Origin of the sequence: Candidatus Nitronereus thalassa (assembly GCF_032191465.1) — a bacterium.
GTDB lineage: Bacteria > Nitrospirota > Nitrospiria > Nitrospirales > UBA8639 > Nitronereus > Nitronereus thalassa.
In genome coordinates this window covers 2818019-2833548 of sequence record NZ_JAQOUE010000001.1, presented here as the reverse complement: position 1 = coordinate 2833548, position 15530 = coordinate 2818019, and the positions used below count along the sequence as shown (strand labels likewise).

Annotated in this window: 12 protein-coding genes; 8 read left to right on the top strand and 4 right to left on the bottom strand. The window is 48.0% G+C overall.

All coding sequences use genetic code 11. From position 1 onward, the window contains the following. Positions 1 to 75 precede the first annotated feature (75 nt). From PPG34_RS12705 to fsa, 4 genes are all read left to right on the top strand, one after another. Positions 76 to 816 (top strand): ferredoxin--NADP reductase, encoded by a 741-nt coding sequence (locus PPG34_RS12705; RefSeq protein ID WP_313833732.1) that lies wholly within the window; start codon positions 76 to 78, stop codon positions 814 to 816. Positions 817 to 996: 180 nt separating this feature from the next. After that, positions 997 to 2532, top strand: a complete 1536-nt coding sequence (locus PPG34_RS12700; protein WP_313833731.1) for a sigma-54-dependent Fis family transcriptional regulator — start codon at positions 997 to 999, stop codon at positions 2530 to 2532. 322 nt (positions 2533 to 2854) lie between these two features. Continuing rightward, positions 2855 to 3862 (top strand): multicopper oxidase domain-containing protein, encoded by a 1008-nt coding sequence (locus PPG34_RS12695; protein ID WP_313833730.1) that lies wholly within the window; start codon positions 2855 to 2857, stop codon positions 3860 to 3862. A gap of 376 nt (positions 3863 to 4238) precedes the next feature. After that, positions 4239 to 4901 (top strand): fructose-6-phosphate aldolase, encoded by a 663-nt coding sequence (gene fsa / locus PPG34_RS12690; RefSeq protein ID WP_313833728.1) that lies wholly within the window; start codon positions 4239 to 4241, stop codon positions 4899 to 4901. Between the two features lie 556 nt (positions 4902 to 5457). Here fsa and PPG34_RS12685 read toward each other — a convergent pair. The 4 genes from PPG34_RS12685 to PPG34_RS12670 all read right to left on the bottom strand — a co-directional run bounded on the left by PPG34_RS12685 (position 5458) and on the right by PPG34_RS12670 (position 12730). Continuing rightward, a complete protein-coding gene (locus PPG34_RS12685) occupies positions 5458 to 6747 on the bottom strand; it encodes a 4Fe-4S dicluster domain-containing protein (RefSeq protein ID WP_313832868.1) in 1290 nt (429 codons plus the stop codon). 13 nt (positions 6748 to 6760) lie between these two features. After that, on the bottom strand, positions 6761 to 7156 hold the full coding sequence (locus PPG34_RS12680) for a response regulator (protein ID WP_313833726.1): 396 nt from the start codon (positions 7154 to 7156) through the stop codon (positions 6761 to 6763). Positions 7157 to 7259: 103 nt separating this feature from the next. Beyond that, positions 7260 to 10697 (bottom strand): molybdopterin-dependent oxidoreductase, encoded by a 3438-nt coding sequence (locus tag PPG34_RS12675; protein ID WP_313833724.1) that lies wholly within the window; start codon positions 10695 to 10697, stop codon positions 7260 to 7262. 416 nt (positions 10698 to 11113) lie between these two features. Further along, a complete protein-coding gene (locus PPG34_RS12670) occupies positions 11114 to 12730 on the bottom strand; it encodes a sigma 54-interacting transcriptional regulator (RefSeq protein WP_313833723.1) in 1617 nt (538 codons plus the stop codon). Positions 12731 to 13326: 596 nt separating this feature from the next. Between PPG34_RS12670 and PPG34_RS12665 the strand changes: the two genes are divergently transcribed. From PPG34_RS12665 to PPG34_RS12650, 4 genes are all read left to right on the top strand, one after another. Continuing rightward, positions 13327 to 13797, top strand: coding sequence for a methylated-DNA--[protein]-cysteine S-methyltransferase (locus tag PPG34_RS12665; RefSeq protein ID WP_313833722.1), 471 nt, complete (start codon positions 13327 to 13329; stop codon positions 13795 to 13797). Further along, positions 13794 to 14180 (top strand): DUF1499 domain-containing protein, encoded by a 387-nt coding sequence (locus tag PPG34_RS12660; RefSeq protein ID WP_313833721.1) that lies wholly within the window; start codon positions 13794 to 13796, stop codon positions 14178 to 14180. The genes PPG34_RS12665 and PPG34_RS12660 overlap by 4 nt, the downstream gene beginning before the upstream one ends. 37 nt (positions 14181 to 14217) lie before the next feature. Then, the gene (locus PPG34_RS12655; protein WP_313833719.1) at positions 14218 to 14361 is read left to right on the top strand and encodes a hypothetical protein; all 144 of its coding nucleotides are present in this window, start codon (positions 14218 to 14220) and stop codon (positions 14359 to 14361) included. Between the two features lie 479 nt (positions 14362 to 14840). Further along, positions 14841 to 15455 carry a PEP-CTERM sorting domain-containing protein gene (locus tag PPG34_RS12650; protein ID WP_313833718.1) on the top strand — a complete coding sequence of 205 codons (615 nt, stop codon included), beginning with the start codon at positions 14841 to 14843 and terminating at the stop codon, positions 15453 to 15455. Positions 15456 to 15530: the final 75 nt, after the last annotated feature.

Genomic DNA, 15530 nt, shown 5'->3' with positions numbered 1-15530 from the left:
TTGTGTGAACTTAGGGATTTTTTCTGTTAACACATCTTAAGGCGACATAGACGAACAGGGATAAAGAAAGTGTCTATGAATGAAAATTCTATTCCAGGAACATATCTGGTAAAACTGAAGGCCCGTCAAGAAGTGGCTGAAAACACCGTGGCCTTTTATTTTGAACGGCCAACAGGTTTCTCGTTCAAGGCGGGGCAATTCCTGGACCTTGAATTACTCCATCCCCCTGAAACTGATTCAAAAGGAAATACACGGGCTTTCACGATTGCCAGCGCTCCCTCTGAAGATCATCTAATGGTCGTGACCCGTTTACGAGATACTTCATTTAAGCAAGTCCTAACACGGTTACCCCTTGACTCCCCTGTGAACATTGAGGGTCCATTCGGCACGTTAATTTTATCGGAGACAATGACAAAGCCGTTGGTCTTTCTGGCAGGAGGCATTGGGATCACACCATTTCGAAGCATGCTCGTCCAAGCCGTCCATGATCAATTACCAAATAGGATATACCTCTTCTACACGAATCGGCGCCCCGAAGACGCCGCCTTTCTTGAGGAACTACACACCCGTCAAGAAACCCACCCACTCTTCACCCTCATTCCGATCATGACACAGTCGCAACTTTCTCTTCACAAATGGACCGGGGAAACAGGATATTGCGACGGCACAATGCTGAAGAAGTACCTGGATGATATTCAGCAGCCACATTATTATGTGGTCGGCCCTCCAAAGATGGTTGAAGGCATGAAATCCATGCTGAGCGAAGCGGGAATCGTGAAGACACAATTTCGTTCGGAGAAATTTTCCGGCTACTAAACCGCTACGACTTCGCATTACAATATTTCCTCGTTTTACAATCCATTTCGAACCACATACTCTTCAGAAAACTTCATGATTCTTTATGTCTTACCGCTCATAGCCAAGCGGTAAGGTTCCATGGACATCACCACAATCCATATGCTTATATACCTTATGGAACCAATCAAGGAATCTCTTGTGAACCGTATCGAAACCAACTATCGTGCATTGCTCAAAGTTGCCATTGAGCTGAATTCTCAACGTAATACCAAAAGTCTGTGGCAAGCCATCACCGCCCAAATTCACCAAGTCATGCCATGGGCCCGAGCAAGTGTCACCCTGTATGACGCCGAAGCCGATGGATTTCGGTTTTATGTCGTGGCAACCAATCTCCCTAAAGTGGTGGTGAAACAAAATTCCGTGATCCCACGAATGGGAAGTGGGATGGGATGGGTCTATGAGCACAAGACATTCCATGTCCGTCCAGATCTCAAGCACGAGCAAGTGTTTCTCGAAGATGCCTGGTACGTGAAAGAAGGTTTAGGCCGAATGATCAATTTCCCACTTCTCGTCAAAGAGAAATGTTTGGGAATTCTCAATATTGGAAGTGTCGATGCTGGTCACCCAAGCTCAGAGGACCTCGAGTTTTTATCGCAGGTCGCCATGCAAATCGCGTACGCCATCGACCATGTCCAAGCCTATGAAGAAATTAGCCGGTTACACCAGCAATTGGCACGAGAGAATACTTATCTGGTTCAAGAACTCAAACAGACAAAAATGTTCGGACCCATGGTGGGTAAAAGCCGCCTTTTTCAGGAGGCACTTGCACTCGCTCGGGAAGTCGCACCAACTTCCGCCACTGTCCTAATCACGGGAGAGACTGGCACAGGGAAGGAACTCCTGGCACAGGCCATTCACGATGAAAGCCCACGAAAAGATAAACCATTGGTGCGAATCAATTGTGCGGCACTCCCTATTGGCTTGGTGGAAAGTGAACTCTTCGGACATGAACGGGGCGCCTTCACCGGTGCAGAGGCTAAACGAGAAGGACGGTTTGAATTAGCCAACGGCGGAACGTTGTTTTTAGATGAGATCGGTGAAATGCCGTTAGAGACCCAGGCAAAATTATTAAGGGTCATTCAAGATGGTTTAGTAGACCGAGTGGGAGGGAAGCATTCTATTCCGGTGGATGTCCGCCTTATTGCTGCGACAAACGCAGATCTATCAACCGCGATTGTACAGGGGCGTTTTCGTGCTGATCTCTTTTATCGTATTCATGTCTTCCCGATTACTATTCCTCCGCTTCGATCTAGGCCCGAAGACATTCCAGAATTGGCGCAGCATTTTCTCGAGCATTACCGAATTAAATTCAAGCGACCTTGTGAAACTATTGAACAAGACTCTCTTCGTAGACTTATCCGATATTCCTGGCCAGGAAATATACGAGAATTAGAAAACGTCATTGAGCGGGCAGTGATTCTCTCGCATGACTCGGTATTACGAATTGAAGATCGGCTGCTCACCCCTTCCAATACCACGCCAGTTCCAAAGGCACCAGCAGACTTATTGGATGTCGAACGTCAACATATTCTGCAGACATTGGCTGCAACCAATTGGCAGATCGAAGGTGGGGACGGTGCCGCAAAACAGCTTGGATTAGCCCCTAGCACTCTCCGAAGCCGGATTAAAAAATTACAACTGCAACGGCCAGGCCACCATACATTAGAATCCTGATAAAGTTTCTCCAACTCATTTTTTGATTGCCTTTATCATTAGTTCCACGAAAAACCACAGAATGTGTGTTTCCTCACCACGCTCCGTCGCGGGCCCGCACGGCCTCGTCACCTCACCTTAATCATCAAATTGAATTATTTACATTATTTCAACAGGTTCTAATTTCACCCGCCTTGAATATTTCTGGCACACCACATGCATATATCTCGTTGAGAATATGAGTATAGGATCAGGAAAAAATTTAACTTGATCTCCGTTAGGGATCACAAACAGTGAAATGTAATAAAATCGCGACCATTATTCCCTATGAAAGGAAATTTTCATGATGCGAATGCAAACTTTACGGCCCGTACCAATCTTGGGATTGATCATTTTGGGACTATTACAAATGAGCCCCTTCATCTCTCCTGCACTAGCAAAGACCGTCAAAGTGGAATTAACCGCCATTGAAACTGAAGTTGAAATCGACGGCAAAGGAACGAAGTACAAAGCATGGACTTTTAATGGGCAATTTCCAGGTCCCGTTGTGCGTGTGACCGAAGGGGATGAGGTTCATTTCATCCTCACCAACGCCAAGGAAAATAGTCGCCCTCATTCAATGGACTTTCATGCGGCTGAAACCAATTTTCTCGACAATTACCGGGAGATTAATCCCGGGGAAGCATTAGAATATGTCTGGAAGGCAAAACGACCTGGAGTCTTTGCGTATCATTGCGGGGCATTTCCCATGATTCAGCACCTGGCGCGGGGTATGGTTGGTGCCGTGATCGTTGATCCTAAAGATTCACATGCGCTACCAAAGCCTGATCGAGAATATGTGCTGGTACAAACAGAACTGTATCTCAAGGACCCTGACGATGTGCAAGCATTTTTCGATCGTCGGTACGATCACGTCGTGTTTAATGGGGGAATCTTTAAATATGATCCTGTACATGCTTCTGCAGGAGGAAGTTTTCTCGAAGCTAAACCTGGGGAACGGGTCAGGTTTTTTTTCGTGAATGGCGGGCCTAATAATTTTTCTGCGCTTCACCCCATTGCCGAAATATGGGACGACGTATGGGAAAGCGGGAATCCGGCGAATCGCCTCCAAGGTGTTCAAACATTTGTGATCGGCCCCGCGGGAGGAGCCATACTGGATGTGGTCGTTGATCAAGCGGGCATCTACCCCATTGTGACCCATTCCTTGACTGATGCATTACGCGGGGCGATTGCGCTTCTTGAAGTTAAAGATGACGCTAAGCGTCTGGCATTAATGCCCTTTGTTCAAAACTTAACACCGTATAAAATCGGAAGGGCGAGCTCTCCAATGACGGCAACAAAGAAACACTGAAACATTCCATCTTTCCAAACGTGAATAGGAACAGGAGCTCATGAACTGTTACCGGTGTACTGGACTCATGCAAAGATACTATATCTATGACCCTGATACCGAAACTGGGAATACCTTCGTGAAGGTTTGGCAATGCCTCAACTGTGGCGAAATTGTCGACCAGGTCATTCTTAAAAATCGCCAATTAATGCCACAACCAGCTTATGGAAGGGTTCGTTTAAAGATCAAGACTCGGGTTGGCCAAAAAATTTTCTAAGTCCAAAGTGATTTTCATACTTAAAGATAGATTTGTTTCAATTTTTTCAAGAAGTCGCCCAGGCAAATTTTTATGGAAGATTTCGATAGCCACTTATTCATTTAGTATTAAAGGAAAACAATGAAACTGTATCTTGATACGGGAAACATTAGTGAGATAATAGAAGCCGCAAGTCTTGGAGTCTTGGATGGCGTGACCACTAACCCCTCTCTCATAGCGAAGGAGGGTAGAGATTTTCGAGAACTGCTGTATGAAATTTGCAAACTTGTCAATGGTCCAATCAGCGCAGAAGTTGTCAGTCTTGAAGCTGAGGCTATGGTGAAGGAAGGAAAAGAATTAGCCAAAATTCATAAAAACATTGTCGTAAAATGTCCCCTTACACCAGAGGGTCTCAAGGCAACCAGAAGATTATCGAGCGAAGGAATTTTGGTAAATGTCACCCTCTGTTTTTCACCAACCCAGGCTATTTTAGCCGCAAAGGCTGGCGCCTGGTGTGTCTCCCCGTTCATCGGTCGCCTTGACGATATTAGCAGCCATGGGATGGAACTTATCCGTCAGATCCTCGTAATCTTTGAAAAATATGAGTATCCAACGCAAGTGTTGGTAGCCAGCGTGCGACATCCTCAACATGTGTTGGAATCAGCGTTGCTCGGTGGACATATTTGCACGATACCCTTTACGGTTTTTCAGCAAATCATTAGGCACCCGCTGACCGATATTGGACTTGGAAAGTTTCAAGCTGATTGGGAAGCGAAAACTACGACTCCAGCCCTTTTGAGATGATATGTACTCTTGAGTAAAAAAAATGGGCTGACCAAATATTCTGCACTGAATCTATTCCCTCACATTTTACCGCTCACTAACCAAATGGCATTCTTTGCCCCAACCAATAGAGGATTCAGAGAAACCAGGAATTGGGCAATTCTCCTACCTCATTTTCCAATTGAGGCCCCCGATGCAGAAGGTTAGAAAGAATACGATTCAATATGTACTAGATTAGGTACTTACAAAAGTGACTTCCTCATAAACAATCTAATGGAGTTTTTGGTCCTGGCCTTTTGAAGGTATCGAGTGGGCTTACCCTCTCGATTGTTCAAAATAATACGGTCGACAATTTCACCACAGTTGAGGCACTGCCAAGCCTCGATAATCGGCTGGTCGGTTTCGTTATGGAAATCAAACCAATAGATTGATTTCATCAGTCCCGCACAGCGTCCACAATCCATCTTAAGCTTTCCCGGGGTTACACCAAGCAATAAGACAAATGAGATCCCCAAAAAGAAACGGCCGGCCAGGAACTCCTGTGCCGGCCGCTTCCCCCCACATTTTACACCTGGACCTACAACCAGGTGACGCGTTCGGCCGGCCGAATGTAAATTGGCTCTTCCACCTGCTGCCGTACGGCTTCCTTGCCAGACTTGTTAAAGCCTAACACGGTGTCGTTATACATTTGGAACCGACGTCCGTGAATCTGGGTCTCAAAGACGAGCGGGCCAGGAATCACGTCATACCGGAAGATGATTTGTTGGCTGGCTCTCCACAATTGGAGCACCGCTAACAATTCCCGGCTCGGCACCAAATACTTCTCAATCGCCGCATCCACGCCCGGCCCAAACATCTGCCGGATGTACCCCCGAGGTGCTTGCCGGGGTGGGATATAAAACCCATTCGGCTCTGTTCCCCATTGGGGATACAACGGTAACGCCACTTGTTCCACCCGAATGGTGTAATACAGTGGGTTCCAGCGATCTTCCGCCCACAGCCCATCTTCGCCAATCTTGACGAGGTTCTGTAAGCGAATCTTCCCCACGCACGCGGCCATACATCGCGTTTCCATCGGCTCCCCACCCGTGAGAGGATCTTTACCCTCCACCCGGGGGTAACACGCAATGCACTTCTCGGTCACCCGAGTCGTTCCACGATACATGGGCTTCTTGAATGGGCATTGCTCCACGCACTTCTTGTACCCACGACACCGGTTTTGGTCGATCAACACGATCCCGTCTTCAGGCCGCTTGTAGATGGCCTTTCTTGGACAGGCGGCTAAACAGCCCGGATACGTACAGTGGTTACAAATCCGTTGGAGATAGAAGAAGTAGGTTTCATGCTCCGGCAAGCTGCTGCCTTGCATTTTCCAGGGTTCTTCTTTGGTAAACCCGGTTTTATCAATGCCTTCGACAATGGCCCGCATCGACGTCGCCGTGTCTTCATAAATATTCACAAACCGCCATTCTTGGTCTGTAGGAATGTAGCCGATGGCCGCTTGCCCAACTTTGGCACCCGCATCGAAAATGGTCATTCCTTCGAACACGCCATAGGGCGCATGGTGTTTGCGACCCACACGGACGTTCCAGACTTGTCCGCCGGGATTGACTTGCTCGATCAACTGCGTGATTTTCACATCGTAGAACTGTGGATAGCCCCCGTACGGCTTGGTTTCCACATTGTTCCACCACATGTATTCCTGGCCTTTGGAGAACAACCAAGTCGACTTGTCGGCCATGGAACAGGTCTGACAGGCCAAACACCGATTGATATTGAACACAAAGGCAAACTGCCACTTCGGATGCCGTTCCTCATACGGATACAGCATCTTCCGTCCTAATTGCCAATTATATACTTCTGGCATGATTTCCTCCGTTTCAAAAGGTTAAAGATCGTCGATTAGTGATCGCTTCTTTGGCCACCGATACAACGTCTTCTAATTCCAAGGATTTGGTTACTAATGAAATGATCCCTTTATATTTGATCTTTGACATATCCACGAGTTCTCTATGAGCCGTTAAAAAGACGACAGGTGTCATCATCCCCTTCTTGTTCATTGCCTTGACCGTCTCTAGACCATTAAGTTTTGGCATTTTAATGTCTAAAAACACGAGATCAGGCATTTCAAAATCAAGAGCTTCTAAAACCTTTTCTCCTGACTCAAAACCCTTAACCACAAAGTTCTCTCGGAAAAGCCGTTTAACGATACTTTTCCGTACAACTTCGTTATCATCAACAACAAAAATTAAAGGGCGATACCCATCGTCGCTCATCTACTAAAAAAAAACGGTACAAGAAAAAAATAATTGAGGGAGGAGGCGGAGGTATCTGCAATATCTCGTCCCAGATTTTGGGCAACCCTCCTCCCTCAAATCCTTATACCTTGATCTTAATGTGGTCGCCTTTGAGCCACTTGATCATGAACTCATTTTCCTGGCCAGGCGTAAACCCGGTTCGGACTGGCTCCCAGGGTCCGCGACCGCCGATCCCGCCGTCTTCCGCTTTGGTCATACGCATCAGACATTCTTTCGGCACGGTATTGACCGCATGGTTATCCACTTGGTACCCGAATTTAAACTTCCATGCCACGGCATGTTTGCCGGGCAACGAGTCTAACTGATGCATGGGCATCAACCAATCCCGGGTAAAGGACTGTTGGGCCCCATACCGGAAGTTGGATTGATATCCCGTATCCATCGCAATCGCGCGTCCGTCTGGCCGCGTTTCATGCCCCTTCACCGATTTCGCAGTGGACACAAACGGCGCATGTTTCGCCATCGTGACATGGTACGGGTATGCAGGATTGTACTTCGCCCGAATCATCAACCGTGCCACTTTGTAGTACGGATCTGAGGGCTTCCACCCACGATATGGACGATCCACTGGGTTCCCATCGACGTAGACATAGTCCCCGTCGTTGATACCCCGGTCTTTAGCCGCTTGCGGATTCACATGCAATTGATGTTCACCCACACCCGGCGTCCGTTTATCCATCCGATACGCATCCCCGAAGTTGGATTCATACATCTGCACCCAGTCATTGACGGACCATTGACTGTGCACCCGATGCCGCGTCTTCGGCGTCACACAATAGAACTGATACCCTTTTTCCCAGAGTGGGTTGGAGTACCGTTTGATTTCCGCCCACGGCAACGCAATGTTCCGCACCGTTTTATCATCATGATGCTGAGCCGTGATGGGAATCCCGTAGTCATCCGGCCGCACATACGGGTTGGTCGTCATGATCGCATTGGGCAGATAGGGCGTGGCTTCCGTCCCTTCCCGATGCGAAATGAAGTTTTCCCCATACTCAATGGCTTCCGGCTCGATGCGGTAGTTTTCATACCGACCGGTCCGCGTCCATTGGGGCTTGGATTCGTTGGTTTCTTCCCAGAATGGCTGCCGGGGATAGGTCCGGCTCATCACCATCCAGCCTTTTTCCGACTTCAGCATGGTATCCACGCTGTAGCCATAGGCCGTCGAGCTCGCATCCAACAACCGCTGCAAATACACATCGACCCGATTGTCATACACGAACTTGAAGTAATCCCGGAATCGACGATCGCCCGTCATTTCCGTCAACTTCGCGGCGACACCCGCCACGGTGTCGATGTCATTCCGAGTATCATAGAGAGGCCGAATGCCACCCTTCCACACTTGGAACCACGGATTCGACACGGTCGCGGTGTGTTCGGGATAGGTAAATTCCATCCAGGTATTGACCGCCATGGACACATCGTTGTGGTTGACGTCTGACGTCATTTCCACATCCTGATTGACTAACATCTCGATGTGCGGATCCACGTTTTTCACCATGTCATAGTGATGTTTGGCGTTGTTCAACACGTTCACGTTGGCCACCCACCGTAGCTTACTCGGAGTGGGCATATGGGTCTTTCCGGTAAATACCCGGCGTCCATACTTCGGCGTGTTCACAATCAACGCCGTATCCCCATGGTTCCAGTACGCGACTTCCTCACCATAGTAATACCCACGCACATAGATTTCTTTTCCATGCGCATTGGGGTCCAAGGTGATTTTGAAGGGATTTTCTGCGGTATGGGTCCCAAGACCACCACCGCCCCATGGCGTGGCATTCCAAATCCCCGCTTTGTAGTTTCCGGCCCAGGTATGCTGCCCGGTGCCGAATTTCCCGACGTTCCCCGTGATGATCAACACCATCGCGGCTCCGCGAGCAATAATCGTTTGATGGAAATAGTGGTTCGTGCCTTCCCCGTTATGAATGGCGGCCGGCTTGACCGTCCCACTATCCCGTGCCCAGCGGACGATCAAGTCCTTCGGGGCCCGGTTGATCTGATGCACCGTGTCCAAATCGTAATCCTGCAAATGCGCTTGATACATTTGGAACACTGGCAACACGTCCACTTCACGCCCATTCAATAACTTCACCCGATAGGACCCGGTCATCGCCGGTTCAATACCGCTATTCCGGAAATGCCAGCCCACCAATTCCCGATGAATCGGCACCGCCGCACCTTTATTAATATCCCAGACCATAAACCCACCGAGGCGGGCAATTTTGGCGGGGTCCAAGGTTTGCACTTTCCCTGAATAGGTCTTCGAGAAATCTGGCAACTGATACCCTTGGATCACATCCCGAGGATCTAAATATTGCAACGTATCCGACCGCACCAAGATGGGCATATCGGTATACGCCGAACAGAAATCATGGTCATGCATGTTTTCATCAAAGATGATTTTACACGCCCCTAAGAATAACGCTCCATCCGTGGCCGGTCGCACCGGAATCCAGTAATCCGCCCGATACGCCGTGGGATTGTATTCCGGAGTAATGACCACACACCGGGCACCCCGCTCAATGCTCTCCAGCTTCCAGTGGGCTTCCGGCATCTTGTTTTCTACGAAGTTCTTCCCCCAGCTGGTATTCAACTTCGAAAACCGCATGTCGTTCATGTCGACGTCAGAGGCCTGGATACCGCACCAGAACGGATGGGCTGGGTTTTGGTCCCCATGCCAGGTATAGTTCGACCAATACCGGCCACCCTGAGCTTGGTTGGGTTGGACTTTCCGAATGTAGGTGTCGAGCAATGCCCCGCACCCTCCGTTCATCCGGGTGATCCCCATCTTCCCGATCACGCCCAAAATCGGCATCCCAGCCCGGAACTTCATACACCGGACACCAGAGCCTTTGGACATTTCAATCATTTCCGGGGGATAGCCTTGCTCCCGCAACCGACGGGCCCCGGCTTCGCCACTGTACCGCTCGGCAATGATCAACATCGCCTTGGCGATATAGGTAAACGCCGTATCCCAACTCACCCGCAACATGTCATCGAGATATCGGGCATTGAATTTATATTTGCTCATCACGTCTGGCGTGAATTCGGGGCTCCCCGCATCCATCCAGGCTTTCCAGCCACGCCGCATCAACGGGCCCTTCAACCGATACGGGCCATACACCCGTCGGTGCATCGTGTAGCCCTTCAAGCACATCCGAGGATTGTGCGCGAACGTGCCGCGATTGCCGTAGAGATCTTCATAGGTTTGGTGATCGTAGTTTTGCTCCACCCGCATCACCACGCCGTTCCGGACGAAGGCCCGAATCCGGCAGGCATGGGTATCGTTCGGGGAACAACACCAGGTAAAGGATGAATCATAGCGGTACTGATCGTGGTACACCCGCTCCCAGGCACGGTCCGGATACTCACCCAGTGGATTGCCCACTTCGATGACCGGCTGTAACGCCGTCAACGCCAACGCCTTATCGGCCAACGCCACGGCAGCCACCGTCCCCGTGGTGACCTTTAAAAACTGTCTTCTAGAAAGAAACATAGGTCAAACCTCCTTAGGATAATGAATAACGACCAAAAATAAATGTGGCACAGTCTTGATTAGTAGAATTCATGATGACTTACAGCACGCCACATCATTGTGTAAAAAAAACGGTTCACCACCTCCCTTCGTAACTTCCCAGACCCTATGATTAATCTCCTGCTTTGAATTTTCATAGACCAACAAATTCCGTATACAAGCAATTCATATTCCAACTATGATTCATTGCTAGAAAAAAAATTTAACGCATTAAAAAATAAAGGAATTTACTGGAATAGAAAGAAACGGAAAGGAAAGGGTATACTCTCTCCACCCGCGAATTTTCGCGAAAAACGCGACCACCGTTGCGAGTTGTCGCGAAACACAAATTCATGAAGAGAAGGTAGAAACGATGGAACAGGGGGGCGTATTTAGAACTAGATAAAAATTATCAGGTCCCACCAATAGGGAGGTAGGAAGGCAAGCGTGAGGTAATTCTTGAGAGATTCTACTGCGTGACGTGGCCTACTGATAGACAGTTTTTTCATCCGACTGCGTAAGGTACTGGCGTTAATTCCTAAACGTTCGGCAGCCCCAAAGGGCCCGCTGATTCTCCATCCAGCCAATTCGAGTGCATCAATAATTTGGGACTTCTCCGAATCTTTTAAAGTCTGGGAGCCTGCGGATTTCTCCGGAATTGAGGGTGCCTGAAAGAGGGCCTTACTAATCCTAAGTTCAGGACCAGTTGAAAGGATCATCGCCCGTTCAATGACGTTTTGCAGTTCCCGAACATTACCTGGCCAGGAATAGCTCAGTAAACGCCCCAAGCAGTCTTCCTCGATGATACGACACGGTCGCTTAAACTTACTCTTGAATTGATCCATGAAATGCCGGGCTAATAGGGGAATATCCTCAGGTCGATCCCGGAGGGGTGGGACGTTGATGGGAAATACATGAAGACGAAAAAATAAATCCGAGCGAAACCGCCCATTTGCCACGGCAACACTCAGGTCACTATTGGTGGCCGTAATGATTCGTACATCCACTGGCACTGAATGCATTCCCCCAATTCGATCTACCAACCCATCTTGGAGAACTCGTAACAACTTGGCCTGGGATTCTAGAGACATTTCCCCAATTTCATCGAGGAACAACGTCCCACCGTCCGCTAACTCAAACCGACCGATTCTACGTTGCTCTGCACCGGTAAACGCCCCGCGTTCGTGACCAAACAATTCACTCTCAACCAAGCCAACGGGCAATCCTGCACAATTGACGCGAATAAATGCTTTGTTCCGACGCGGACTCAGTTCATGGATTAACCGTGCCAGTAATTCCTTTCCGGTCCCTGTTTCACCAGTGATCAAAACCGTGGTGTTCGTCGGGGCCACGGCTTCGGCCAATTCCTGGATTTGTTCCATAACAGGACTGGATCCAATCATGGCGCCAAAATTGTGTGTGGCACGAATCTCTTCTTGAAGGTATTGATTTTCATCCGCCAATTGTTGACGCAATAAATCAATCTGCTCATAGGCTTGAACATGATCAATGGCCAAGGCAATTTGAGTGGCGACATGCCTGAGAAATTCCAAATCCTCCGGTTCTGGATCTCCAGATTGTACGCTTCCGATATTGAGGGTTCCGATACAGGTATTTCCGACCATCATTGGTAAATTGATCATGCGACCTAGGCCTTCTTGAAAATAATACTGGTCTTCCAGAAAGACTTGTTCTCCCTGAAGATTGCACCGTATATGAGTCCGTAGATTTTCATAGACCCACCCAATCGCACTTCCTTCACGAGGAATAATCATATCCGACTGCAAGATGACCTTTGGAAGAGAGGTTTCCACCACATAAAATCGGAAGGCATTTATCTCAGGATGAAACAAAGTAATTCCCGCCCGTTCCCATGGAATGATATGGCGTATTTGTCCGGTTATCGCCTTCCAAAAACTATCGGAATCCCGTTGCGAATTTAAAATGTTCGTGACTTCCAAGAGCGCACGATAATAATTGGTTGAAACCGTGTTTACAGTAACCTCATTGCTCACAGTAACCTCATAATGATTTAAAGAAATTTCCAAAAATTTTAACGGAATCGTTCATTTCATTAACACATTACCCATGGGTAAATACGCAACCATTGACTTGAAAGCAATTTCCAGGCCATTAATTGCCTTCAAATGCTGTAGTACCTTTTATGAGGCGCATAAGAAGATTTAACCCATAGACTCAATGGGAAGCAACCGTATGATATTCAAATGCTTCCTGAATTTTTTGTAAGTAATGATATCGATAAACCATGTACGAAATTTCTCCAGCAAATCGTCACTATTTATCAAGCTTTTCTGATCTGAGCAATTCCGCACATAAAATATCGTGCAATTTCACACGCCCAATATACTAAATTGTAAGCGCACTATCCCCAAAAATATGGCCCTCTTTTATCTTATTAAAGTTGACTTTACTAGACGAAATAAATATTTATCTCACATGTAATCTTGACAGTCTAGTTTTTCTCAGAGGTCCTCACCATCATGTATGGACAACATTTATCTTGTAAAAAATGAAAGTTTCCTCGGCAAATAAAAAACCACCCCATTCTTCTTCAAAAACACGGGATCTCAACCAACGCTACTATTGGATCATGAAAAGCCCTATTGGAAGAATATTATTAGTGGGGAATGGACAATCGTTGAATCAACTAGCATTCCAAGATGGACCACATCCCCTGAAAAAAGACCCCAGATGGGCGTGTGCGGAAGCACCTTTCAAAAAGCCTATTGAACAACTGAAAGAATATTTTTCTGGGAAACGGAAATCATTTAGCATTAAACTTTCTCCAACAGGTACGCCCTTTCAACAACAAGTCTGGCAAGCCTTGCGATCGATTCCATATGGAAAAACTGTTTCCTATGGCGAGATTGCAAAAGCCATTGGCAAACCCAAAGCCTCCCGAGCCGTGGGAGCGGCAAATGGAAAGAATCCGGTATCGATTATCGTCCCCTGTCACCGAGTCATTGGGAGCACGGGAAAGCTGGTAGGATATGGTGGGGGCCTGCCAATCAAAGAAAGGCTCCTGTCTCTCGAACAATCCCAAAAGTCTAAGAAGCCGTGAGCCCCCCTGCTGCCGGAAATTCCACAGACAAACGATTGGCGCCCTGCCCGTCGTCTCCCAACTGTGTATCCTCCCAAAGCAAGGATCCCGACCATTACATCGACCCCTTGGCTTTTCACGGCTCGCCTGAGGATACCAAAACCCGCTTGAAGCACGTACTGACCTCACTACCACGCACCATCATTGTCGAAGAAGGGCCAACCTATCTTCGCGCGGAATCCACTTCATTGATTTTCCGCTTTACCGATGATCTCGACTTTGTTATTGATGCCGAGCAACAGCTCATCCACGTACGATCCGCTTCCCGAGTTGGCTACTCCGACCTCGGTGCAAACCGCAAACGAATCGAAGCCATCCGTCAACGATTCCATCGTCAGCCATAATTCCCAAACACTACCCCTTCCGTTTATTGACATTGTAATGCCGGCACAAACCCCATCATCTCACCAAGCCGCGTTGGCCAGACGCCCCGTTTACTTTCCCAGGATGTTGGCACTGTCTGAACTGTATGATTGGTGGGTCTTGGAAGTTGCAAAGGTAACGGTTCGCCGACATGACAATTGAACCAAAAAGCTAGAAGGCCCTCTTTTCTAGAAGACATAGCAGCACTCACTCAAGCTCTTCCCCATCACCTTTGTACTAGATAGAGTGTCAGGTTTCTTATCCGTCGAGTATTGCTTTGGTACTTATTATCCAAAAGACTGTCAGTACGATGGCAGACACCTGACAATGGCCTAGCAGAAGGCCTCTACCCGTCGAAAAATTTTACAGATTCCGTTGTTCATTGTTTGAAGCATTTTTTAGAGTTCGTATTCGTTCATGTGCTTTCGTCTCATTGGTGATGTTCTGGCGTCGGGTATTTTATCACTTCCCTGCCCGTCATACCTTGCAGCCAAAACCTCCAGCACGCCAAAGCCGTCAAAATTCCAACAAGTTATGGGGCAAAATCGGAGAAACTCAAAAGTGGCGCAAGACTTGCTTTTGCATTTGGCAACAAGGCAACCACACAACAATTTTATCAACATCACAGAAAGGAGCGTCATATGAAAACGAGGTTAGGCTCAGGATTAACTATGTTGGCGTTAGCCGGAATGCTCTTCGCCGGGACACCCTCTGCAGAAGCAGTCAATTTCACTGTCTACACTAATAAAACCGATTGGACCAATGCCTTATCAACTTCAGTCGTAACGGAAAATTTTAGTGATGCGACCCTAAATTCCGGACTTAGCGTGGTGTCTGGATTTGGAAGCGCAGGTGTGAGCGGTGGAGAATGGTATGATCGCGCAGATGCACCGGGGCTTTTCACGACTTGGTCTTTTGGAACGAGCATTTATGCCTTTGGCGGAAATTGGGACCTAGCAACAAATGGAGCGGGCACTGGACTCCAGTTAAAAATTCTTGGCAATTTAATCACCCCGCAAATACCCGACTCTTCAACGGGCCAGTTTTATGGAGTTATAGCTGATACAGTTTTCAGTTCCGTTATTGTTCAGGAAGGGACCCAAGGTGGGGCTAGAGAAACCTATTTCCTCGATAACTTGGTGTATTCCTTTTATGAGACCCAAAGTAATCCTGTTCCTGAACCCGGCACAATGTTGCTCTTCGGTACGGGCTTGGCCGGGATCGTGGCCTGGCGTATGAAAAAAGTTCAAGCGTAATTCCCAAGTTCCAAAGTTCCCTACCACAACGTCTGGACTTAGGAGTCCAGGCGTTGTGCGTTTTTTTTCTTCCCC